The sequence below is a fragment of the Streptomyces sp. NPDC041940 genome (assembly GCF_055589465.1).
The window spans coordinates 134,493-156,492 of the sequence record NZ_JBVJBP010000005.1 but is presented as its reverse complement, the minus strand read 5'-3'; the positions used below and the strand labels follow the sequence as shown (position 1 = coordinate 156,492).

General features: G+C 70.7%; 21 protein-coding genes. 16 read left to right on the top strand and 5 right to left on the bottom strand.

All coding sequences use genetic code 11. From position 1 onward, the window contains the following. Positions 1-33: 33 nt before the first annotated feature. The 8 genes from ACZ6I3_RS11695 to grrM all read left to right on the top strand — a co-directional run bounded on the left by ACZ6I3_RS11695 (position 34) and on the right by grrM (position 8,495). The gene (locus ACZ6I3_RS11695) at positions 34-264 is read left to right on the top strand and encodes a hypothetical protein (protein WP_469413825.1); all 231 of its coding nucleotides are present in this window, start codon (positions 34-36) and stop codon (positions 262-264) included. Between the two features lie 202 nt (positions 265-466). Continuing rightward, on the top strand, positions 467-1,321 hold the full coding sequence (locus tag ACZ6I3_RS11690; protein ID WP_469413823.1) for an ABC transporter permease: 855 nt from the start codon (positions 467-469) through the stop codon (positions 1,319-1,321). Continuing rightward, on the top strand, positions 1,318-2,205 hold the full coding sequence (locus tag ACZ6I3_RS11685; protein WP_376384946.1) for a carbohydrate ABC transporter permease: 888 nt from the start codon (positions 1,318-1,320) through the stop codon (positions 2,203-2,205). Before ACZ6I3_RS11690 ends, ACZ6I3_RS11685 begins: the two co-directional genes overlap by 4 nt. Positions 2,206-2,248: 43 nt before the next feature. Then, positions 2,249-3,898 (top strand): extracellular solute-binding protein, encoded by a 1,650-nt coding sequence (locus ACZ6I3_RS11680; protein ID WP_469413822.1) that lies wholly within the window; start codon positions 2,249-2,251, stop codon positions 3,896-3,898. 31 nt (positions 3,899-3,929) lie between these two features. Beyond that, entirely contained in the window at positions 3,930-4,997 is a 1,068-nt protein-coding gene (locus tag ACZ6I3_RS11675) for a LacI family DNA-binding transcriptional regulator (protein WP_469413821.1), read from the top strand. Between the two features lie 22 nt (positions 4,998-5,019). Beyond that, positions 5,020-6,981 carry a DUF2264 domain-containing protein gene (locus ACZ6I3_RS11670; RefSeq protein WP_469413820.1) on the top strand — a complete coding sequence of 654 codons (1,962 nt, stop codon included), beginning with the start codon at positions 5,020-5,022 and terminating at the stop codon, positions 6,979-6,981. Positions 6,982-7,078: 97 nt separating this feature from the next. Then, complete coding sequence (locus ACZ6I3_RS11665) at positions 7,079-7,309, top strand: hypothetical protein (RefSeq protein ID WP_469413818.1); 231 nt, start codon at positions 7,079-7,081, stop codon at positions 7,307-7,309. A 4-nt stretch (positions 7,310-7,313) separates the two neighbouring features. Further along, positions 7,314-8,495, top strand: coding sequence for a cyclophane-forming radical SAM/SPASM peptide maturase GrrM/OscB (gene grrM / locus ACZ6I3_RS11660; RefSeq protein WP_469413816.1), 1,182 nt, complete (start codon positions 7,314-7,316; stop codon positions 8,493-8,495). Positions 8,496-8,498: 3 nt separating this feature from the next. Here the strand turns inward: grrM and ACZ6I3_RS11655 are convergent, their stop codons facing one another. The 4 genes from ACZ6I3_RS11655 to ACZ6I3_RS11640 form a co-directional block, all read right to left on the bottom strand. Further along, positions 8,499-9,116 (bottom strand): hypothetical protein, encoded by a 618-nt coding sequence (locus ACZ6I3_RS11655; RefSeq protein ID WP_469413815.1) that lies wholly within the window; start codon positions 9,114-9,116, stop codon positions 8,499-8,501. Positions 9,117-9,406: 290 nt separating this feature from the next. Next, complete coding sequence (locus ACZ6I3_RS11650; protein WP_469413813.1) at positions 9,407-10,900, bottom strand: tripartite tricarboxylate transporter permease; 1,494 nt, start codon at positions 10,898-10,900, stop codon at positions 9,407-9,409. A 1-nt stretch (position 10,901) separates the two neighbouring features. Further along, positions 10,902-11,441: a tripartite tricarboxylate transporter TctB family protein gene (locus ACZ6I3_RS11645; RefSeq protein ID WP_359895606.1), complete on the bottom strand. Its 540-nt coding sequence runs from the start codon at positions 11,439-11,441 to the stop codon at positions 10,902-10,904. After that, positions 11,438-12,421: a Bug family tripartite tricarboxylate transporter substrate binding protein gene (locus ACZ6I3_RS11640; RefSeq protein WP_469414079.1), complete on the bottom strand. Its 984-nt coding sequence runs from the start codon at positions 12,419-12,421 to the stop codon at positions 11,438-11,440. Before ACZ6I3_RS11640 ends, ACZ6I3_RS11645 begins: the two co-directional genes overlap by 4 nt. Before the next feature lie 251 nt (positions 12,422-12,672). Between ACZ6I3_RS11640 and ACZ6I3_RS11635 the strand changes: the two genes are divergently transcribed. Beyond that, positions 12,673-13,422 carry a response regulator gene (locus ACZ6I3_RS11635; RefSeq protein WP_469413811.1) on the top strand — a complete coding sequence of 250 codons (750 nt, stop codon included), beginning with the start codon at positions 12,673-12,675 and terminating at the stop codon, positions 13,420-13,422. Positions 13,423-13,470: 48 nt separating this feature from the next. Here the strand turns inward: ACZ6I3_RS11635 and ACZ6I3_RS11630 are convergent, their stop codons facing one another. After that, positions 13,471-15,057, bottom strand: a complete 1,587-nt coding sequence (locus ACZ6I3_RS11630; RefSeq protein WP_469413810.1) for an alpha/beta hydrolase — start codon at positions 15,055-15,057, stop codon at positions 13,471-13,473. 290 nt (positions 15,058-15,347) lie between these two features. Here ACZ6I3_RS11630 and ACZ6I3_RS11625 point away from each other — a divergent pair, with 290 nt between their 5' ends. The 7 genes from ACZ6I3_RS11625 to ACZ6I3_RS11595 all read left to right on the top strand — a co-directional run bounded on the left by ACZ6I3_RS11625 (position 15,348) and on the right by ACZ6I3_RS11595 (position 21,903). Then, positions 15,348-16,472 carry a Gfo/Idh/MocA family protein gene (locus tag ACZ6I3_RS11625; protein ID WP_469413809.1) on the top strand — a complete coding sequence of 375 codons (1,125 nt, stop codon included), beginning with the start codon at positions 15,348-15,350 and terminating at the stop codon, positions 16,470-16,472. Further along, positions 16,469-17,395, top strand: coding sequence for a DUF6807 domain-containing protein (locus ACZ6I3_RS11620; RefSeq protein ID WP_469413808.1), 927 nt, complete (start codon positions 16,469-16,471; stop codon positions 17,393-17,395). Before ACZ6I3_RS11625 ends, ACZ6I3_RS11620 begins: the two co-directional genes overlap by 4 nt. After that, positions 17,389-18,150: a cupin domain-containing protein gene (locus tag ACZ6I3_RS11615; RefSeq protein ID WP_469413806.1), complete on the top strand. Its 762-nt coding sequence runs from the start codon at positions 17,389-17,391 to the stop codon at positions 18,148-18,150. The genes ACZ6I3_RS11620 and ACZ6I3_RS11615 overlap by 7 nt, the downstream gene beginning before the upstream one ends. 78 nt (positions 18,151-18,228) lie before the next feature. After that, positions 18,229-19,512 (top strand): ABC transporter substrate-binding protein, encoded by a 1,284-nt coding sequence (locus ACZ6I3_RS11610; protein WP_469413805.1) that lies wholly within the window; start codon positions 18,229-18,231, stop codon positions 19,510-19,512. Further along, positions 19,509-20,447 carry a carbohydrate ABC transporter permease gene (locus ACZ6I3_RS11605; protein ID WP_469413803.1) on the top strand — a complete coding sequence of 313 codons (939 nt, stop codon included), beginning with the start codon at positions 19,509-19,511 and terminating at the stop codon, positions 20,445-20,447. The genes ACZ6I3_RS11610 and ACZ6I3_RS11605 overlap by 4 nt, the downstream gene beginning before the upstream one ends. Further along, the gene (locus tag ACZ6I3_RS11600; RefSeq protein ID WP_469413802.1) at positions 20,444-21,304 is read left to right on the top strand and encodes a carbohydrate ABC transporter permease; all 861 of its coding nucleotides are present in this window, start codon (positions 20,444-20,446) and stop codon (positions 21,302-21,304) included. The genes ACZ6I3_RS11605 and ACZ6I3_RS11600 overlap by 4 nt, the downstream gene beginning before the upstream one ends. Before the next feature lie 5 nt (positions 21,305-21,309). After that, positions 21,310-21,903 (top strand): hypothetical protein, encoded by a 594-nt coding sequence (locus ACZ6I3_RS11595; protein WP_469413801.1) that lies wholly within the window; start codon positions 21,310-21,312, stop codon positions 21,901-21,903. The last annotated feature ends 97 nt before the right edge of the window (positions 21,904-22,000 follow it).

Below are 22,000 nucleotides of genomic sequence, written 5' to 3'. Positions count from 1 at the left end.
GAGCGCTCCCATGACATCAAGCCATTGTTGTCAGTGACGCGTCAAGAGGTGGGGCGGGCCGGGCAGTCCGCCTCCCTATCCATCACCGCGCAGGAGGCGTTCGGTGGCGCGCCGAGCATCGCGGCCGTGGTCTTCGTGACCGCGATGGTGTTCTGGACGCGCCGCTCGGCACGCGGCCTGGGGGGCGAGGTCGAGGAGAATTCGCCCTGCCCGGCGTGCGCTCGTTCTCCGACCGGCTCGGCCGGCGACTGCTCCCAGCCGTGAAGTCCCCGCTCTGTCAGAACTGTTGACCGCGCAGTGAAAGCGTTTTAACTTCCCTTCACCGGACAGGCCGAGGTGAGGGGGAGCCGTGGCAACCGACTTACGGGAACGAGCAGGTGTCAAGGGGGTGAGTCCCTCCCGCCGTGGTTCCGACGGAGTGCGGAGCGAGCGTAAAGGTTTTCAGAGCCGGGCCCTGTTCCTGCTCATGTTGCCCGGTGTCGCCTACTTCCTTCTGTTCCACTACGGCGCACTCGCCGGCAACGTCATCGCGTTCAAGGAGTACGTGCCGTTCGACGGCCTCGTGGGCAGCCCCTGGGTGGGGCTCGGCAACTTCCAGCGCATGTTCGAGGACGCGGCGTTCTGGGACTCGGTCCTCAACACCCTCTGGATCGCCGTCCTCCAGCTGGTCTTCTACTTCCCGGTGCCGCTCGGTCTCGCCCTGCTGCTGCACACCCTCACCTGGAGCTCGGTGCGCCGGTTCGTGCAGTCGGTGGCGTATCTGCCGCACTTCATCTCGTGGGTGATCGTCGTCGCGCTGTTCCAGCAGGTGCTCGGGGACACCGGCCTGCTCAACAGCGGCCTCAGCGGCGCCGGTCTGCACACCGTCGACATCATCGGCAACCCGGACGCCTTCCGGCCGCTCGTCGTCGCCCAGGTCATCTGGAAGGACGCCGGCTGGGGCACGATCATCTTCCTCGCCGCGCTCGCCCAGGTCGACGAGCAGCAGTACGAGGCGGCCGCCATCGACGGCGCCGGACCCTGGCGGCGCTTCTGGCACGTCACCCTGCCCGCCATCCGCCCCGTCGTCGTGCTGCTGCTCATCATGCGGCTCGGCGACATCCTCTCCGTCGGCTTCGAGCAGATGCTGCTGCAACGCGACGCGGTCGGACCGCAGACCGCCGAGGTCATCGACACCTTCGTCTACTACCAGGGCATCGTCGGCGGCGACTACGGCTTCGCTGCTGCCGCGGGCCTGTTCAAGGGCCTCGTCGGCGCCCTCCTCGTCTACGCGGCCAACAAGGCCGCCCACCGCCTCGGCGAACAGGGGGTCTACCGGTGAGCGCGTCCGCCCGGCCCGGCTGGATGGAGAAACCCCGGCCACTCACCCAGACCGCGAAGGCGCTCGCCCTGGCCACGGTCGTGCTGCTGGTGTGCGTGCCGTTCCTGGTGATCGTGTCGACGTCCCTGGCCTCCACCCGGGAGGTCGTCGACAACGGCGGCTGGGTGCTGTGGCCCAGCGAGCCCACACTCGACGCCTACCGCGACATCTTCGACGGCGGCATCGTCACCCACGCCCTCGGCGTCAGCGCGGGCGTGACCATCGTCGGCACCCTGCTCAGCCTCGCCTGCACGGTGACTCTGGCCTACGCGCTGTCCCGCCCAGGCGTCTTCGGCGGCAAGCCCGTCCTGCTGCTGGTGCTGTTCACGTTCCTCTTCCCGCCCGGCATGATCCCGAGCTTCCTGCTAGTCAAGGAACTCGGCCTGCTCGACTCGTACGCCTCGCTCGTACTGCCCGTCCTGGTCAACGTGTTCAACCTGGTCGTGCTGCGCGGCTTCTTCCAGTCGATCCCCGAGGAGCTGTACGAGGCGGCCCGGCTGGACGGGGCGGGGGACTGGCGGGTGCTGGTGTCGGTGGTGCTGCCGCTGTCCAAGGCCGCGCTCGCCGTCGTCGGCCTGTTCTACGCCGTCGCCTACTGGAACTCCTGGTTCTACGCCTCGCTGTACCTGGAGAGCGACCACTGGCCGCTCCAGCAGGTGCTGCGCACCTATGTGGTGGCCGGGGCAGGGCTCACCGACGCGACGACCGGCGAGGCCACCGTCACCGCCCCGCAGACCGTGCAGATGGCGGTGCTCGTGATCGCCACCGTGCCGATCCTGCTGGTCTACCCCTTCCTGCAGAAGTACTTCACCAAGGGCGTGCTCACCGGCGCCATCAAGAGCTGACTCAAGCAAGAGCTGACACAAGCCGACACGAGGTGATTCACCCATGCCCCGCATGTCCCGACGCACGCTCCTGCGCTCCATGGCCGCTGGCGGCGCTGCCGTCTCCGTCCCCGGTCTGCTGACCGCCTGCTCCTCCGGCTCCGGCGACGGCGACGTCTCCAACGCCGGGAAGAAGCTCGCCCCCTGGCCGGCTCATCGCCCCGCCACCGGCCCGAAGCCGGACCTCGCCCCCACCCAGGAGGGCGTGCAGGCCGGATACACGACCTACCCCTCCGACCTGGCCAAGTCGGTCTCCCGCACCCCGGGCGACGGCTCCACCGTCCGCGTCATGACCGTATCGTTCGGCACCCCGCCCAAACCCGCCTCGCAGAACCGCTTCTGGGCGGCCGTCGAGAAGGCCCTCGGCGTGAAGATCGAGTACACGATCATCTCCCAGGCCGACTACCAGAAGAAGATGGCCACGGTCATGGCCGGCGACGCCGACGCCCTGCCCGACATCATCAACATGTTCTCCGGCTTCACCCTGCCCCGCGAGGCACAGTTCGTGCAGCGCCGCGCCCAGGACCTCACGCCGTACCTGTCCGGCGACGCGATCGCCGACTACCCCAACCTCGCCAACATCCCCACCCACGCCTGGCGCGACATGGGCCGCATCGGCGGACGGATCTACGGCATCCCGCTGGAGCGCCCGCTGCCCGGGTCGACCCTCTGGATCAACCAGGACATGTTCGCCGACGCGGGCATGAAGGAGGGCTGGACGGCCGAGGACTTCTCCGCCGTGGCGCGGCGGGGCACACGCGGGAAGACGTACATGCTGGGCGCCGCCGCCCAGTCCCTGTTCGGCAACGCCTACCACTCCGCCGCCCACAACGCGCCCCAGGGCTGGGCCGTCACGGACAACGGCACCTTCCTCCCGGCGGCGGCCGACGAACGGTACAAGGCGTCGATCGCGTTCCAGGCGCGGCTGCGCACGAACGGCTCCTATCACCCCGACGCCACGTCCGTCTCGCAGATCGACCTGACGACCCTCTACTACAACGGCACCGTCGGTTCCATGCAGGACGGGTTCGGCGCCTACCTGCCCAAGTACCGCGAGTCCAAGGGCAAGATGGCCCCGGCGGCCGCCCTCCCGTACGGCGTCGGCGGCGAGCCGGGCGGAATCGTCGCCGCCCGCCGCTCCTTCGGCTACACCGTCCTGAAGCAGGCGAAGAAGGAGCGCATCGAACTGCTGCTGCGCATCCTCGACTACCTCGCCGCGCCCTTCGGCAGCAAGGAGTGGGAACTCGTCCACCATGGCGTCGAGGGTGTCCACTTCACCCGCGGCAAGGACGGCTCACCCGAGTACACCAAGCTCGGCGAGGTGGAGAACAACACCAACCTGCCTCTGAAGTACCTCGCTGAAGGCCCCCAGGTGCTGTTCGTGCCCGGCATGCCCGACGCCGTACGCGCATTGCATGCCTGGCAGCAGAAGGTCGTACCGCATGCCGTCCGCAACGCCTCGTTCGGGCTGCAGTCCGCTACGAACAACTCCCAGGGCGCCACCCTCAAGACGTTCCTCGACGACACCGTCACCGGGATCATCGCCGGACGTCTGCCGATGTCCGAGTGGGACGCGGCGGTGAAGCGGTGGCGGAGCCGGGGCGGCGACAGAATGGCCGAGGAGTACGCGAAGGACCACAAGGCCAACACCTGAACAGCGGTGGGCGGAAGAGGAGACGCGGGGGATGGGGAACGACATGGTGTCCAAGGGGCGGGTCACGATCCGCGAGGTCGCCGAGCGGGCGGGCGTGTCCACGGCCACCGCCTCCCGCGCGCTCAGCGGCAACCACCCGGTGCCCGCCGCGACCCGGGCCCGGGTCCTGCGCGCGGCCCGCGACCTCGACTACGTGGCCAACGCGCACGCCCGCGCCCTGGTCGGCGGCGGCCGCAAGATGGCCGCCGTGGTGGTCCGCCAGGTCACCAGCCCCTTCTACGCCCAGGTCGCCGAGGGCGTGGAGGCGGAGGCCGCCGACCGCGGCTGGCTCTGCGTGGTCGGCGCCACCGGCGGGGACGCCCAGCGCGAGATGGAGTTCGTGCAGCTCATGCGGGAGGAGGGCGCCCGGCTGGTGATCCTGGTCGGCGGGGTCGTCGAGGACGACGCCTACCGCGAGCGCGTCGCCCACTACGCCCACGCCCTGGACTCCTCCGGAGCCCGGCTCGTGCTCTGCGGCCGGCCCGCTCCCGACCCGGAGATCCCGGCGCTCGTCGTCGAGTTCGACAACGAGGCCGGTGCTCGCGCCGTCACCGCCCATCTGCTCTCGGCCGGGCACCGCCGGATCGTCTTCCTCGGCGGGCTGCCCGGAAACACCGCCCTCGACGCCCGCGTCGCCGGCTACCGGGCTGCCCTCGCCGAGCACGGGCTGCCGCCCGAGGCCGCACACGTCGTCGACTGCGGCCTCGGCCGGGCCGCCGGCCACCGCGCGATGACCGAACTCCTCAAGCGGACACGGGAGTTCACCGCCGTCTTCGCCGGGGACGACATGGTCGCCGCCGGTGCGCTGCGGGCGATCGCCGACACCGGGCTGAGCGTCCCCGGTGACCTCTCCGTCGTCGGCTACAACGACATCCCGCTCGCCGAGGACTTCAACCCGCCCCTCACCACCGTCCGCACCCCCGCCGAGGAGCTCGGCCGCGCCGCCGTGCGTATCGCGCTGCGCGACCCCGAGCACGCCGCCGGGGCCCACCATCTGCTCGGCACCCACATCGTCGTACGCGACAGTGTCGGCGCGCCCCCGCCCGGGCGCGCCCTGTGACCAACGGAGGAACCGCACCCGCATGAGCGCGCCGCACGTGTCGCTCCCCGACCCGACGCACCTGCCCCACCTGCCACCCCCCGACCCGCTGACCTCGCCCCTCACCGGGTGGACCCGAGCCCACTGGGAGGCGATCGCCGACCGCCTCCTGGACGCCCTGCCGCCCTACGCCTCCCCGGGCCTGGCCCAGTACCGGCTCCCCGGACCGCCCAGCCACTCCGGGCCCTGGTCCGACGGTCTCGAGGGCTTCGCCCGCTCCTTCCTGCTGGCGGCGTTCCGTATCGCCGGCTCGGGCGGACAGCAGCCGGCACTCATCGACCGGTACGCGGCCGGGCTCGCCGCCGGCACCGACCCGCACAGCCCCGACCGCTGGCCGCCCATCACCGACCGGGGCCAGCCCATGGTCGAGGCCGCGTCCCTCGCGATCGCCCTGCACGAGACCCGCCCGTGGATCTGGGACCGGCTCGACGACCGGGTACGGCAGCGGATCGCCGACTGGCTGGGCGGCTTCGTCGGAGCGGTCGTCAACGACTCCAACTGGCGGCTGTTCCAGGTCATCACCGAGGAGTTCCTCGCCTCCGTCGGCGCCCCGCACAGCCGCCGCGAGATCGACGACGGGCTGGCCCGCCTGGAGGACTGGTACCGGGGCGCCGGCTGGTACACCGACGGCGACGGCCGCAAGTTCGACTACTACAACGCCTGGGCACTGCACCTGTATCCGGTGCTCTGGGCCCGTATCGCCGGACCGCGCGCCGACCCGGGGCCGGTGGCGGCCCACCGTGCACGCCTGCGGACGTTCCTCCACGACCACCAGCACTTCTTCGGCGCAGACGGGGCCCCCGTCCACCAGGGCCGCTCACTCACCTATCGCTTCGCCACGACCGCGCCCCTGTGGGCGGGTGTTCTCGCCGACGCCACTCCGCTGCCGCCCGGCCGCACCCGCCGCCTCGCCTCCGGCGCGCTGAGGCACTTCGCCGAGCGGGGCGTGCCCGACGAGCGGGGGCTGCTCACGCTCGGCTGGTACGGGCCCTTCCTCCCCGTCACCCAGCGGTACTCGGGCCCGGCCTCCCCGTACTGGGCGAGCAAGGCCTTCCTCGGCCTGCTCCTGCCCGCCGACCACCCCGTGTGGACCGTGACCGAGGAACCCGGCCCGGTCGAATCGGCCGACGTACGCCGCGCGTTACCCGCCCCGGGCTGGCTGCTGCACTCCACCGCGAACGACGGGATCGTACGGCTCGTCAACCACGGCAGCGACCGCCTGCCGCCCCCACCCGCGCAGGCGCAGGGCAGCCCCCACTACGCCCGGTTCGCCTACTCCAGCGCCACGGCCCCGGAGACTCCTGAGGCACCGCACACGGGCCCCGACAACCACATCGCCCTGCTCGCCCCCGACGGCACACCGACCCCGCGCGGCCGTATCCACCCCCTCGGCGCCGAGGGCGCGCAAGCCGCCTCCTGGCACCGGGCCCTCCTCCCCGGCAGCGGCGAAGGGCATCGCATCGAGACGGTCAGCGTGGTGCACGGCCCCTGGGAGGTCCGGGTGCACCGCGTCGCCGCGCCGCCGGGCACTCCGGTGCGCGAGGGCGGCTGGGCCGTGGCCGACGACGCCGCGCCGCCAGCCGCCCGGACCGGCGCCGGCTGGGCACTGGCCCGTCGCGCGGACGGCCTGACCAGCGCGCTCGTCGGCCTGCACGGCTGGAGCGGCGACGAGGGCACGGTCGTGGCGGCGGCGGGCAGTAACGCATACGGCCACCACTCGGCAACACCACTCCTCACCCTGCCGTCCCACCCCGGCGGCACCCACCTCCTGGTGACCCTGGTCGTGCTCGGCACCGATCCCGCGGTGCACGGCCAGGCCGAGGCGACCCGGGTACGGGCAGGGGCCGACGGGGGAGTGGAGATCCGGTTCCCGGACGGCACGCGGGAGTTAGTTCTCCAGCACATGGCGCAGCGGTTCAGAGGCTTGAAGGAGAGCGGGTCATGATTCACCCGACACACCGTCTTGTGCTGACACCTTGACGTTCACATAATAGGTCCGCTCCCAAGTCTCGGTTGTGTCGCTACTCCTGAGGAGATCATCCATGTCGGATGAGAACATGGCCAGTGAAGCGAACGAGGGCGGGCGTGATCCGGAGAGGGGGCCACTCTTCGAGACCGGTCGGCAGTTGCATGCGCAGCTCGCAGAGTTGAGGTCGGGGCTCATCGTCACCAAGGAACCCGCAAATCCCCCCTGCCCGAACGCCGCTGGTGACGTAGTGAGCTTCCAGAACTACTTCAATAACGCAGCAACCTTCAACAACTTCTTCAGCTAGGGGCATGCGCACCACCGAGGGCATGTCCTCCGGGGCCCAGCGGTCGGAGATCCGCCTGGCGATCTTGCAGCCCACATCGTTGTGCAACTTGGATTGCGCCTACTGCTATGTACCCGATCGCAAGAATGCGGTGCTGATGTCCGGCAAGGTGCTCGACGCCGCCGCGAGGTTCGTCTTCGCGGCCGCGCCGCGCACTCAGACCGATTTCAACATACTCTGGCACGCCGGCGAGCCGCTGACCGCCGGACTGGATTTCTACCGGCGTGCCTTCGCGATCATCGACGCGCTGCGCCCCCATGGTGCGACTGTGCGTCACTCCTTCCAGACCAACGGCACATTGGTCAACGACGAGTGGAGTCGCTTCTTCCGTTCGCACGGCGTGAGCATCGGGATCAGCATCGACGGTCCGCGCGCTCTGCATGACGTCAACCGGGTCACTCGCTCCGGGCACGGCTCCTTCGACCGGGCTATGCGTGGACTGGCGTCGCTGCGACGGCACGGATTCGACCCGGCCGCGCTATGCGTACTCACCCCCGCGTCCTTGCGGCATCCGGACGAGATCTACGACTTCTTCCGAGCTGAGGGGTTTCCCTCGGTGGGATTCAACGTCGAGGAATCGGAGGGAAGTCACCCGCGGTCCCGTCATCTTGATCGTGATCACGCGGAAACGCGGCGTGACTACGTTCGGTTCATGGGCCGCCTCTGGGATCGGTGGCGTGCCGACCGGCAGGGCCTGCATATCCGGGAGTTCGACCAAGAGCTGGCGGCGATGCACGATCTCCGGCGCGATCCAGGGTTCGTGGCCACACCCGACGAAGTAGTGCCGTTCGTGAACGTCGCTGTTCGCAGGGACGGTGGGGTCAGCACCTTCGCGCCGGAGTTGGCGTCCACGAAAAGCTCGGAGTACGCCGACTTCGTCATCGGTAACGTGCTTGCGGACTCGCCGGCCGATGTGCTCTCCGGACCCGCACTGAGACGGTTGCGCGAGGACATCGAGCAGGGTCGGGAAGAGTGTCGTAGGCAGTGCGCCTATTTCGCGCTGTGCGGTGGAGGGTTTCAGCCGAACCGGTACGCCGAGCACGGAACGCTGAAAGCAGCCGAGACCTCCACGTGCCGGATCCACAGAATGGCGCTCACGGACGTGGTCATGGAGAAGCTTGCGGCCATCGACTTCAGGGCGACGTGATGGCTACTCGACGCTCGGGGAGGTAGGTTCTCTCACTGCTCCCCGCATGCAATGAACTATGCGTCGATGTGTATCTCCAGCCTGATCGGTTGCGTCGACCATGATGAGCACATCCTCGATCACGGACATCGCTTTCGGGGTGAACAGGGCAAGGAGGACTGCTTTCTCTGTCGAACTGGACAACGGGAAGGCAGGGCCGACGTATTGGAATTCAAAGTCACGTCTGAAGGTCAACCCGGCCTCGCTCAGTACGGCAATCGCCTCATCACGCGAAAGCCAGGCAACTGTGGCTTGCCCTTCCGTTCTTTGGGACTCCTTGAGGATCACTTGGTACCTTGGATCGCGAATCACCGCGGCAGCTGACGCCCCGTTGACCAGTCGAACCAGCCAGGCAAACCTGTCATCCAGTCCGGAACCCTCCACGATCTGCCCTGACCAGCCGAGCATCGGCCGAACGATGCTGGCATATTGCGCCCGCGCGAAAACCAGGCCGGCGGCCACACTAGTTGCGGCAGTCGCCGACTGAACATCCAGCAGCTTGAGCTTCCAGGGCCATGCGGAACTCGCGGAATCGGGCAGGTTGGTTCTGATGATTTCCCAGACGAGCAATGCGGCGGCCACCCCGAGGAGGATCAGGGGTATCGTAAAGAAAAGAGCATTCCGTCGCACTCGTTCTTGCGGCTCCCTGACCATGCGTCCCCCATTTGGCGAGCCCAGGCAGTCATGGATGATATGCGGGCGCGCGGCGCGCCGGAAGAGGGCGCCCGCATCACGGTCGGCGCATGGGAGTGCTCGCTCACGCAACGGTGCCGAGCGTCGCCCCGTGGACGCCCGAGCCCCATCGTGTCCCAGAAATGCCGTGGGGGCGCGGCCCGGATGAGCCACGCCTCCACGGCCAGCGCCGACGCGCGTCAGGCCTCCACCCGCCCCCGCGTCACCGCCTTCTTCAGCAGTGGCCAGGCCAGCAGGACCAGGATCACCGCGTACACGGTCACCGCGAACGGTGTGTTGACCAGGCCCGTCACACTGCCGTCACTGATCTGCAGGGCACGCCGCAACTGCTGCTCGGCGTTCGGGCCGAGGATGACGCCGATGACGGCCGGCAGCACCGGCAGGCCGTAGCGGCGCATGCCGAAGCCGATCAGGCCGATGATCAGCAGGATCACCAGGTCGATCACCTCGCCGCCGACCGCGTACGCGCCGACCGCCGCGAAGAACATGATCCCGGCGTACAGGTACGGCCGCGGGATGCGCAGCAGCTTCGCCCACACCGGCGCCAGTGGCAGGTTGAGGGCCAGGAGCAGCACCATGCCGACGAAGAGGGAGGCGATCAGGCCCCAGACCAGGTCGGGTTCGCGCTCGAAGAGCAGCGGGCCGGGCTGGATGCCGTACTGCTGGAAGGCGGCCAGCATGACCGCGGCGACCGCCGTGGTCGGCAGGCCCAGGGTCAGCATCGACACCAGGGTGCCCGCCGCCGAGGCCGACGCCGCCGACTCCGGCCCCGCGACGCCCTCGATCGCGCCCTTGCCCCACTCGTTCTTGTGCTTGGACAGGCGCTTCTCCGTCACGTACGACAGGAAGGTGGGGATCTCGGCGCCGCCCGCCGGGATCGCGCCGAACGGGAAACCGATGAACGGGCCGCGCAGCCACGACTTCCAGGTCCGGTTCACATCCTCGCGCCCCAGCCACGGCCGGCCCACCGGGATCGGCTCCGGCGGGCTGCGCCGCAGATGGGCGGCGACCCACAGGGCCTCGCCGATCGCGAAGAGTCCGACCGCGACGATCACCACGTCGATGCCGTCGGCCAGTTGGAGCGAGCCGAAGGTCAGGCGCTGCTGGCCGGTCATCTGGTCCAGGCCCACCAGGCCCAGGGTGAGACCGATGAGCAGGGAGGCGAGGCCGCGGATGCGGGAGGAGCCCAGTACCGAGGTCACCGCGATGAACGCCAGCACCATGATGGCGAAGTAGTCCGGCGCGCCGATGTCCACGGCCAGTTTCGCGACCGTCGGCGCCAGCGCCACCAGCAGGAGGGTGCCGATCAGGCCGCCCGCGAAGTGCCCGACGGCGGCCGCCGCGAGGGCCTGGGCGCCGCGCCCGGACTTGGCCATGGGGTTGCCCTCCATGGCCGCCACCACCGCCGCGCTCTCACCGGGCGTGTTGAGCAGGATGGAGGTGGTCGAACCGCCGAACATCGCGCCGTAGTAGATGCCGGCGAACATGATGAACGCGCCGATCGGGTCGAGCCCGTACGTCACCGGCAGCAGCAGCGCGACCGCCATCGCCGGGCCGATGCCCGGCAGCACGCCGATCGCCGTGCCGAGCAGCACACCGATGACGGCCCACAGGAGGTTGATCGGCGTGAGGGCCGTACCGAAGCCGTCCAGAAGGGAGTTGAAGGAATCCATGTCACAGCACTCCCATCAGCGGACCGCCGGGCAGGGGCACTCCGAGCAGATTGTTGAACACGGTGTAGGTGACCAGGGACAGCCCGGCCGCGATGAGCGGATCGCGGTCGATCCGGCGGCTGCCGAGCGCGAACGCCGCGCCCCAGAACAGCAGCGCGCCCGCGATGGGGAAGCCGAGCGGCTCGATGAGCACGGCCGCGCCGAGGAACACCCCGGCGAGCAGCAGCACCGTGCGCCAGTCGGCGGGCTCGGACAGGTCGACGTCCTCGCCGGTCTCGGCCTGCCCCCGGCCGCCGCGCAGGACGTCCACGGCAAGCAGCGCGGCGATCACCAGCAGCCCGGCGCCGACCACGATCGGCACGGTCTTCGGGCCGACCGGGCCGCGCTGGGCGATGTCGACGTCCATGGTGAGTGCGTCGGTCAGGACGAGCACGCCCAGGGCCAGCAGCAGTACACACACGCCGAGTTCGGAGTGCTCGCGCAGCCACGAGCGCCGTTCGCCGCCGGTCTCGGCGGGGGGAATGTCGGTTTGCGTCGTCACAGTCCCAGCTCCTTCAGCACCGAAACCACGCGCTTGTCCTCGGCGTCGAGGAACGCGCCGAACTTGTCACCGGTGAGGAAGGCGTCGTCCCAGCCGTTCTGCTTCATGGAAGTGCGCCACTCGTCGGAGCCGTGCAGCTCCTCGACCAGCTTCACGAGCTTGTCGCGCTCCCCGTCGTTCAGGCCGGGCGGGGCGACGATGCCGCGCCAGTTGGTGAAGTTCACGTCGTAGCCGGCCTCCTGAAGCGTCGGGGCGTCCAGCCCGTCGACTCGCTTCGGCCCGGTGACCGCGAGGAGGCGCAGCTCGCCCGCCTTGATCTGGTCCAGGTACTCGCCGACACCGGAGACGCCGAAGGCGACCTTGTTGCCGAGGATGGAGGCGAGCAGCTCGCCGCCGCCGTCGAAGGGGATGTAGTTCACCTGCTTCGGCGGGATTCCCCCGGCCCGCGCCATCAGCATCGGCGCGAGATGGTCCGGCCCGCCGGGGGAGGAGCCGCCGCCCACCGGGAGCTTGCCCGGGTTCTTCTTCCAGGCGCCGATCAGATCGTCGATCGTCTTGTAAGGGGAGTCCTTGGCGACCACGACGACGTCCTGCTCCTCGGTGAGCCGGGCGATCGGCGTGGTGTCGCCGAGCGTCTTCGGCGCGTCGTTGGAACGGACGGCACCCACGACCCCGAGGCCCATGGACATGGCGAGCTTGCCGTTGCCGTGCTCGCTCACCAGCCGGCTGAGGCCCACGGTGCCGCCGGCTCCGGGCAGGTTGAACACCTCGATGTTGTGGGTCAGTCCGGCGTCCTCGGCGTTCTTCGCGGCCGTACGGGCCGTGATGTCGTAGCCTCCGCCGGGCGTGTTGGGGACCATGAAACGCAGGCCCGGGATCTGTGTGCCGGTCTCGGAACCGCTGCCGGTGGTCAGCAGCGGTGGTCCGACGAGTACGAGCACGGCGGCCCCGAGCAGGGCGAGGGGAGTGCGCAGGCGCACGAGTGCCACCACCTGTCGGTACGGTCGATGCGGGTAGGTAAAGGCCCTGTGGGGGAGGGTGACGTGGGCCACATGCTGCCCGGGCGCCGACGAGCTGTCTCTCTTGCGGAACCAACGGAGGTTTTGGTCTTTGCGGTCGCCGGAACGGCCGTGCGCACCCCCGGCCCCCTGGACCGCACCCGTGCACATCTCTTTCCCTCACCGCAGGTGGACGCCATGATGGGCGGCCCCGGCACGGAAGGAGCGACCCGATGACCAGCGAGCCCCGCACGTCCGCCACCACCGGCACGATCGACGTCCTCGTGGTCGACGACGACTTCATGGTGGCCAAGGTCCACCGCGCCTTCGTCGAGCGCGTCGACTCCTTCCGCGTCGTCGGCGTCGCCGGTACCGGCGCACAGGCCGTCACCGCGGCCGACGCGCTCCGCCCCGACCTCGTGCTGCTCGACCTGCACCTGCCGGACATCTTCGGCCTGGACGTCATCCCCCGGCTGCGTTCCGCGGGCCACGACTGCGACGTCATGGTCGTCAGCGCCGCCCGGGAGGCCGAGACGGTGCGCGGTGCCGTCCGGCACGGGGTCGTCGACTACCTCCTCAAACCGTTCGAGTCCGAGGAACTGCGCGCCCGGCTGGAGCGCTACGCCGACCGGCGCGGCCGGCTGCTCGGCACGGTCGTGCGCAGCCAGGCCGACGTCGACCGGGTGCTGGCCGGAGCCGCCGCAGGGGCCACGCCCGTCGCCGCCCTGCCCAAGGGCATGAGCGTGGAGACCGCCGAGCTGGTGGAGCGGGCCCTGCGCGAGACGGACGGCACCCTGTCCGCCAGCGAGTGCGCCGCCCTGACCGGCGTCTCCCGCGTGAGCGCCCGCCGCTACCTGGAGCACTTCCACACCGTGGGCCGCGTCGAGGTCTCCCTGCGCTACGGCGTGGCGGGCCGCCCGGAACGCCGCTACCGCTTCCGCGGCCCCACCGCGCTCCGGCCGGGGGGCGAGGTACGCGCCTAGACCCACCGGGAGTGGCCTTGTGCCCCCCGGAACAGCTGCGACCTCCTGCTACCTCGCCGCGCAGCCGACGTCCTTCGCCGGCAGGCGACCCGTCGCGAGGTACGCGTTGACCGTGTCGTCGACGCACGGCGCACCGTAGACGCCGTACACCGCGTGCTGATCGGCACCGTTCAGCGTCACCAGGCGCGAGGAGGGCCACATGCCGCGCACGGTCCGGGCGCCGTCGTGGTCGGTGCGCGGGTCCCCGGTGGCGTTGACGAGGAGGGCGGGCAGGTCGTCGCGGATCGTGGTCGGGCGTTCGCGCGGCCGGTCCCAGAACGCGCACGGGTTGATGTTGTGCGTGACGGGCGCGAACAGTGGGTCCCGCGCCCGGCCGCGCTGGACATCGCGCCAGTAGACCTCCGGGTCACGGGGCGCGGCCCCGTCGCCGCACAGGATCGCCGTCTGCGCGCTGCCGTAGGGGGAGTCGGTGCCCGTGAGCGTGAACTCGAGCACCCCGGCGAGCCAGGGCGACGGCGTCACCCGCTGCCCCCTGGACGCCCGCAGCATGTCCCGCACACCCTGCGCGAAGTCGCCGTAGGCGGCGTCGTTGTGCTGGGAGAGGCCGTTGAAGACGACCATGGGCATCAGGTGCTCGTCCAGCCGGTGGTCGCCGAGCCGCAGCGGTGTGCGGGCCGAGGCCTTCCGGATCCGGTCCACGGCGGCCAGCACCTCGCCCCGTGTCCCGCCCAGCCCATAGGCCGCCTCGCGCGCGGCGGCCCAGGACGCCCACCCCTCCAGCGCGTGCCGGTTGGCCCGCTCGACGCCCCGCAGCAGCCTCGGCCCGTAGCGGTCCGGGTCGATCACACCGTCCAGGACGACCCGGTCCGTGCGGCCGGGGAACATCGTGGTGTACACCTCGCCGAGGTAGCTGCCGTACGAGTAGCCCAGGTAGGAGATCCGCCGCTCGCCCAGCGCGGCCCGGACGACGTCCAAGTCGCGCGCGGTGTTGCGGCTCGTGGCGTGGGGCAGGGCGTCACCCGCGTGGGTCCGGCAGCGCTCGGCGAGATCCTTCGAGAACGCGGTCATACGGTCGAACCCGGCCCGGTCCGTACCCGCCCCGCGCCACGCCGAGCCGGTCGGCCAGCGGCAGTCCAGCGGTGTGCTGCGGCCGATGAAGCGGGGGTCGACGCCCACCACGTCGTACCGTGCGGCGACGTCCTTCATCGCCTTGCGCACCCACGGCGGGTCGCCGAGCGAGGGTCCGCCGGGGCCGCCGCCGTTGAGCAGCAGCGGGCCGACGCGGCGGCCGGTGTCGGTGGCGCGGATCCGGGATATCGCGACGGTGATCGTGCTGCCGCCGGGGTCCGAGTAGTCCAGCGGCACCGTCACGTCGGCGCAGCGGGCGCCCGCCTGCTCCAGCTCCTTGCCGGTCGTGTCCTGCGGCCCGAGCACACAGCTCTTCCAGGTGAGGTGCTGCTGGTGGTAGCGGGCGAGAGGATCGGGGGTCGCACGGGCCGTGGCGGGCAGGGCCGAGAGGGCGAGGGCGGCTGCCGTCACGGCGAGGGCGGCGCTTCTCGCGGTTCCCGGGGAACGGGATAACACGTGGGTGTCCTTTCTGTCGCAGATGACCCCGCGGCGGCCTGGCAGGGGCATGCCGAGGGGGGATCTCGTGCGACAGAACGGTAGGGACGGACCGCCGCCCGATCACTCCGGCCGGCCACCGGTCCGTGGTGGGGCCAACCCCAGCGGCCAGACGGGGGAATGCCGTTTCTGTGAGACCGGCGAAAACCGGAATCCGGGCCCCAAGCTGGGAGAACGCTCGCGCAGACCTTGTGCAGGTCGCCGCAGGGGGGTTGTCCAGACATGGTCCCGCGCCTAGGGTCACCTTCCGAGTGCAAGCGCTTTCCAAGCGTGAGTCCACCGGCCGTTTCGAGGAGCGCCGCATGTCCGTGTCCCCAGGGTCTCCCACCCGCCGCCGCGTGGCCGTCGTCGGCACCGGAGCCATCGTCAGCGGCAGCCACCTGCCCGCGCTGCGGGCCCACTCCGACCGGGTGGAACTGGTCGCCGCCGTCGACGTGGACCAGGAGCGGCTCGACACCTTCCGCGAGCTGGCCGGCGACCAGGTCGCCGGGTACACCTCGATGGGCGCGATGCTGGACGCCGTACGCCCCGACCTGGTCCTGATCGGGACACCGCCCTCCCTGCACCGGGAGCAGACGGTGGCCGCGCTCAAGGCGGGCGCCTGGGTGCTGTGCGAGAAGCCGCTCACCCTGTCGCTCGCCGAGTACGACGAGATCGCCGCCGCCGAGGAGGCCTCCGGGGCGTACGCCGCGGTCGTCTTCCAGCACCGCTACGGCTCCGGCGCCGTGCACGCCCGCGAGCTGATCACCAGCGGCGAGTTGGGCGCCCCGCTGGTCGCGCACTGCCAGACCACCTGGCACCGGGACGCCGCGTACTACGCGGTGCCGTGGCGCGGCAAGTGGGCCAGCGAGGGCGGCGGCCCGACCATGGGCCACGGCATCCACCAGTACGACCTGCTGCTGCACCTGCTCGGCGAGTGGGAGGAGATCCAGGCCATGGCGGCCCGGCTCGTCCACGACACCGAGAGCGAGGACGTGTCCACCGCGCTGGTGCGCTTCCGCGGCGGCGCCCTCGCGACCGTCGTGAACAGCGTGCTGTCCCCGGACGAGGTGAGCCGCATCCGCGTCGACTGCGCGGACGCCACGATCGATCTCACCCACCTGTACGGCCACAGCAACGACAGTTGGGCCTACACCCCGGCCCCGCACGTCGCCTCCGACCGCGCCACCGCCTGGCGCACCCCCGCGAGCGATGTGCCGAGTTCGCACACGGCCCAGCTCGGCACGCTCCTCGACGCCTACGACACCGGCACCCGACCACCGGGCAGCGGCCAGGACGCCCGCGCCACCCTCGAGTTCGCCGCCGCCCTGTACAAGGCGGCGTTCACCGGCCGCTCGGTGCGCGCCGGGGAGATCGGCCCCGGCGACCCCTTCTACGAGGCCATGCACGGCCAGTACCCCGACTGGGCCCCCAAGGAGCGCGCATGAGCATCCGAGTCACCCACACCCACGGCGAGGACATCGCCGTCACGGCTGCAGGCGGCACGGAGATCCTCCGCTACGTCTACCGCCCCGACCCGGATCCCTTCGAGTCCCGCAAGCCGTACGCCCACCCCGTACGCACCCTCTCCGGCCGCACGGTCACCGGCTACCGCCCGAACGACCACCGCTGGCACAAGGGCCTGCAGATGACCTCGAGCCATCTGTCCGGCCAGAACTTCTGGGGCGGCAACTGCTACGTCCACGGCCAGGGCTATCTGCCCCTGCCCGAGCGCGTCGGCTCGATGCGGCACGACGGCTTCCCGGACTTCACGGTCGAGGACGACCGGCTCGCCTTCACCGAGCACCTCACCTGGGTCGAGAACGGCGGCGAGGAGTGGGCCCGCGAGGTGCGGGGGCTGACCGTCCACTCGGTGGACGAGGAAGCCGGGTCCTGGGCTCTCGACTGGTCGATCCGCCTCACCAACCTCCGTTCCGAGCCCCTGGCCTTCGGCTCCCCGACCACAGCGGGCCGTGAGATGGCCGGCTACACCGGACTGCAGTGGCGCGGCCCGCGCGACTTCACCGGCGGTACGGTCTTCGCCCCCGACACCGACGCCGACGCGGGCAAGCTCATGGGCACCCAGGGCCCCTGGCTCGCCTTCACCACCGAGCACGACGACGTCGACGGCCACTCCACACTCGTCTTCGCACACGCCCCCGAGAACCTCGACGAGACGTCCGCGATCCACGAGTCCCACTGGTTCGTCCGCGCCGAGCCCTTCCCGACGGTCGCCTTCTCCTGGGCGTTCTTCGAGGAGTTCGCACTCCCGCCGGGCGAGTCCTTCGCCTACCGCTACCGGCTGGTCGTCGCCGACGGCGCCTGGGACCGCGACCGGGTCGGCACCCACATGGCGAGCCTGCCGTGGTGAGCGACCCCAAGCCCGCCCTGCCGCACCCGCTGCCCGGCGCGATCGGCCTGTCTCATCTGAGCGCCTACGACTGGGAGGCCGCCGACGGCGTCTGCGGCGGCAGCCCGCATCTGCACCTGGTGTGCACCGAGGCGTACGTCGTCACCGGCGGCCGGGGCTCGGTCCAGACGCTGAGCCCCGACGGCTACCGGGACATCCCCCTCGCGGCCGGCTCCATCGCCTGGTTCACACCGGGCACCGTCCACCGCATGGTGCAGGGCGGCGACCTGCGCATCACCGTGCTGATGCAGAACAGCGGCCTGCCCGAGGCCGGGGACGCCGTGTTCACCTTCCCGCCCGAAGTGCTCGCCGACCCCGAGAAGTACGCCGCCGCCGCGAAACTGCCGCCCGGCACGGGACCGGAGACGGCGGCTGCATCCCGGCGCCGCAGGGACCTCGCCGTCGAGGGCTACCTCGTCCTGCGCGAGGCCCTCGAAGCCGGCGACAACGGCCCGTACCTGGAGTTCCAGCGGGCCGCCGCACGCCTCGTGCGCGACAAGGTGCCCACCTGGCGCGAGCTGTGGCGGGCGGGTGCGCTGGCCACCGCCGAACGCACCGGCGCCCAGCTCGACGCGCTGGAGGCGGGGGAGCCCGTCCACCTCGACGAGGCCACCGCCCACGAGGCGGCGCCCACCCGGCTCGGCGGCTTCGGCATGTGCGGCCGCCGGGACGAGTACAACCTGCCGGGTACCACGCTCCCCTACCAGGGCGAGTAACCCGGCAAGGGGGGCGAGGGGGGCAACAGGCCGAGGGGGGCCAACAGGAAGTCCGAGGAAAGGAGAGGTGACCTCGGCATGCCCGGACACAGGACAAAGGGGTTCTGCGCGTCGGCCGCCGCACTGGCACTGTGCGCCGTGCTGGCAGGCTGCGGAGGATCCGGGGAATCCGCCGGTGGCGGCAAGGTCGTGCTGCGCTACACGTGGTGGGGCAACCCCGACCGCGCGGCACGCACCGAGCAGGCCGTCGCGCTGTTCGAGAAACAGCACCCGGACATCGACGTCACGACGTCGTTCTCCGGCTACGACGCCTACAAGCAGAAGCTCGCCACCCAGGCCGCCGGCGGTGACGCGCCGGACGTGATGCAGCTGGACTACCGCCAGATCGACCAGTACGCCTCCGGCGGTGTGCTGCTCGACCTGGCGAAGCAGAAGTCCGTACTGCGCACCTCCGAGATCGACCAGGGACTGCTCGCCACCGGCCGCGTGGACGACGTCCAGTACGCGATCCCGCAGGGCCGCGGCACCGAGACCGTCGTCCACGACGTCGCGACCTGGAAGAAGTCGGGAGTCCCGCTCCCCGGCGAGAGCTGGACCTGGAGCCAGTGGGCCGGCGCCATGCGCGCCCTCGCGAAGAAGACCGGCAAACCCGGGGCAACCGACCCCGGGCAGAGCGAGGACGCCTTCGAGGTCTGGCTGCGCGGCCGGGGCAAGTCCCTCTACACCGAGGGCGGCGGGCTCGGCTTCACCGCCGGCGACCTGACCCGCTGGTGGACCTTCACGGACAAGCTGCGCCGCGAGGGCGCCGTCTCGCCCGCCGAACAGACCACCCAGCTCGACGGCTCCGTGGAGAACACCCCGCTCGGCCGCGGCAAGGCGACCGCCGACACCAACTGGGACGCCCCGTCCAGCGGTTACCTCGCACTCGTCCCCAGCGGCGTCGCCCTCGCCCCCATGCCGTCCGGCGAGGACGGCACACCCGGCCAGTACTTCAAGCCGTCCATGTTCCTCGGCGTCTCGGCCAACACCGGCCACCCCAAGGAGGCGGCCCAGCTCGTCGACTTCATGATCAACGACCGGCAGGCCGCGAAGATCCTCGGCGCCGGCCGCGGCATCCCCGTCAACGAGACCATCCGCGACGCAATCGGCCCAGAACTCAAGGACTTCGACAAGACCATCGCCGACTTCCAGGCATCCCTGGACGGCAAGCTCAAGGACCCGCCCCAGGCCCCGCCCTCGGGCGACAACGCCCTGCAGACCACCTTCCAGCGCGACTACGACCAGGTGTCCTACGCGCGCATGTCGCCCCGCGAGGCGGCCGAGAACTACGTCACCGAGGCGAAGGCGGAGCTGAGGTCATGACCACCACCGCGATCCCCCCGGAGGCGAAGCGCGCCCCCGCCACCACCCCGAAGCGCCGCCCCAAGCGCGAACGCGAGGGCGCCGCCTGGGTGTTCCTCTCCCCGTGGGTGCTCGGCGCGACCGTCCTGACGCTGCTGCCGATGGCCGTGTCGCTGTACCTGTCGTTCACCGACTACGACCTGTTCAACCCGCCGAAGTGGGTCGGCCTGCGCAACTACACGCAGATGTTCACCGAGGACCCGCGCTACTGGCGCTCGGTCGTGACGACCCTGACGTACGTCGTCATCGCCGTGCCCCTGCAACTCGCGCTCGCCCTCGTCGTCGCGCTCGCCCTGAAGGGCATGAAGCGGGGCAAGGGCTTCTACCGCTCCGCCTTCTACGCGCCCTCGCTGCTCGGCGCGTCGATGTCCATCGCCCTCGTCTGGCGGGCCGTCTTCAACGACGGCGGCACGGTGGACAACCTGCTCGGCACCGGCGGCTGGGTCAACAAGCCCGGCTTCTCGCTGCTGGCCGTCGCGCTGCTGACGGTGTGGCAGTTCGGCGCGCCGATGGTCATCTTCCTCGCCGGGCTCCAGCAGATCCCCGCCGAGCTGTACGAGGCGGCGGCGGTGGACGGGGCCGGGAAGTGGCGGCAGTTCCTGTCGGTCACCGTGCCGATGCTGTCCCCGGTGCTGTTCTTCAACCTGGTCCTGCAGACCATCCAGGCCTTCCAGGTGTTCACGCCCGCCTTCGCGGTCAGCGGGGGCAAGGGCGGGCCCGCCGACTCGACCCTCGTCTACACCATGTACCTTTACGACCGGGGCTTCGTCGCCTCCCACATGGGCTACGCCTCCGCCATGGCCTGGGTGCTGCTCATCGTGATCGGCGTCGTCACCGCGGTGCTGTTCCGCACCTCGCGCTCCTGGGTCTTCTACGCCTCGGAGGGGAACCGATGACCTCGACCGCCGTGTCCCACAAGCCGGTTCGCTGGGGCCGTGTCGCCGTGCACCTCGGCTGCCTGGCCGCGCTGCTGGTCATGCTGTACCCGCTGGCCTGGCTGCTGGCCACCTCGCTCAAGCCCGCCGACGAGGTCATCGCGAGCCTGAACCTCCTGCCCGGCCACCTGGAGTGGTCGAACTACTCCACCGCCCTCGACGGCGTCAACGACGTCTCCATCTGGCGGCTGCTCGGCAACTCCCTGCTGATCGCGGGCGGCGCGGTCCTCGGCAACGTCATCAGCTGCTCGCTCGCCGCCTACGCCTTCGCCCGCCTCAGGTTCCGCTTCCGCGGGCCGCTGTTCGCCTTCATGATCGCCACGATCATGCTGCCGCACCACGCGGTGCTGATCCCGCAGTACATCATCTTCAACCAGCTCGGCCTGGTGAACACCTACTGGCCGCTGATCCTGCCGAAGTTCCTCGCCACCGAGGCGTTCTTCGTCTTCCTCATCGTGCAGTTCATGCGCGGCCTGCCGCGTGAACTGGAGGAGGCGGCCCGCATCGACGGCTGCGGGCCCTTCCGCAGCTTCTTCCAGGTCGTGCTGCCGCTCACCCGGCCGGCCCTGATCACCACGGCCATCTTCACCTTCATCTGGACCTGGAACGACTTCTTCACCCAGCTCATCTACCTCTTCGACCCGGAGAAGTTCACGCTGACCCTCGCGCTGCGTTCCTTCGTGGACGCCTCCAGCACCTCCGCGTTCGGCCCGATGTTCGCGTTGTCGGTGATCGCACTGCTGCCGATCGTGCTGTTCTTCCTCGCCTTCCAGCGGTTCCTGGTGGAGGGCATGGCCAGCTCCGGAGTCAAGGGGTGAGCGGGATGCGGACCCGTGAGGCCGGTGAGGTGTTCGGGCCGCGCATGTCCCTGTTCGCCGACGTGCTGAGCGTCGGCCTCGCCACGGCGGCGGCCTGTCTGCCGCTGGTGACCGCACCGGCCGCGCTGTCGACGGCCTGCGCCGTACTGCGCGGCGCGGGGCAGGACCGGCCCGTCACGGCGGGGCGGTACTTCGCCCTGCTGCGACGGCGGCTCCGGGCCGGTGACCTGCTGGCGGGAGGCATCGCGCTGACGGGCCTGCTGCTGCTCACGGCCGATCTGGCGCTGGCCGGGGCGGGGCTGCCCGGGGCGCGGCTGTTCGCGGTGGCCGCCGCCGTCATCGGCGCCTGCGCGATGGTCGTCGGCCTGCGGGCCTGCGGACGCCCCGAGTCGCTCACCGACTGGCGTGCGGCGGTGCGCGGGGCCGCCCGGGACGCCGTGGCGGACGTGGGCGGCAGCGGGCTGGTCCTGCTCGCCGTGGCGACGGCCGCGCTGTGCGCCTGGATGCTGCTGCCCCTGGCCTTCCTCGCCCCGGGGCCGCTGGCGCTCGCGCTCACCGCCGTCGACGTACGCCGGTCGGCCGCCGTTCTCGTTCAATAGCCAAGAATTAAGGGGGCATTGGGGAACGTCAGGTGTGAGCACCCTCAGGAGGTGGCGATGCTCTTGTCATGAACCTGTGGCTCGATGGGCGGGCCGC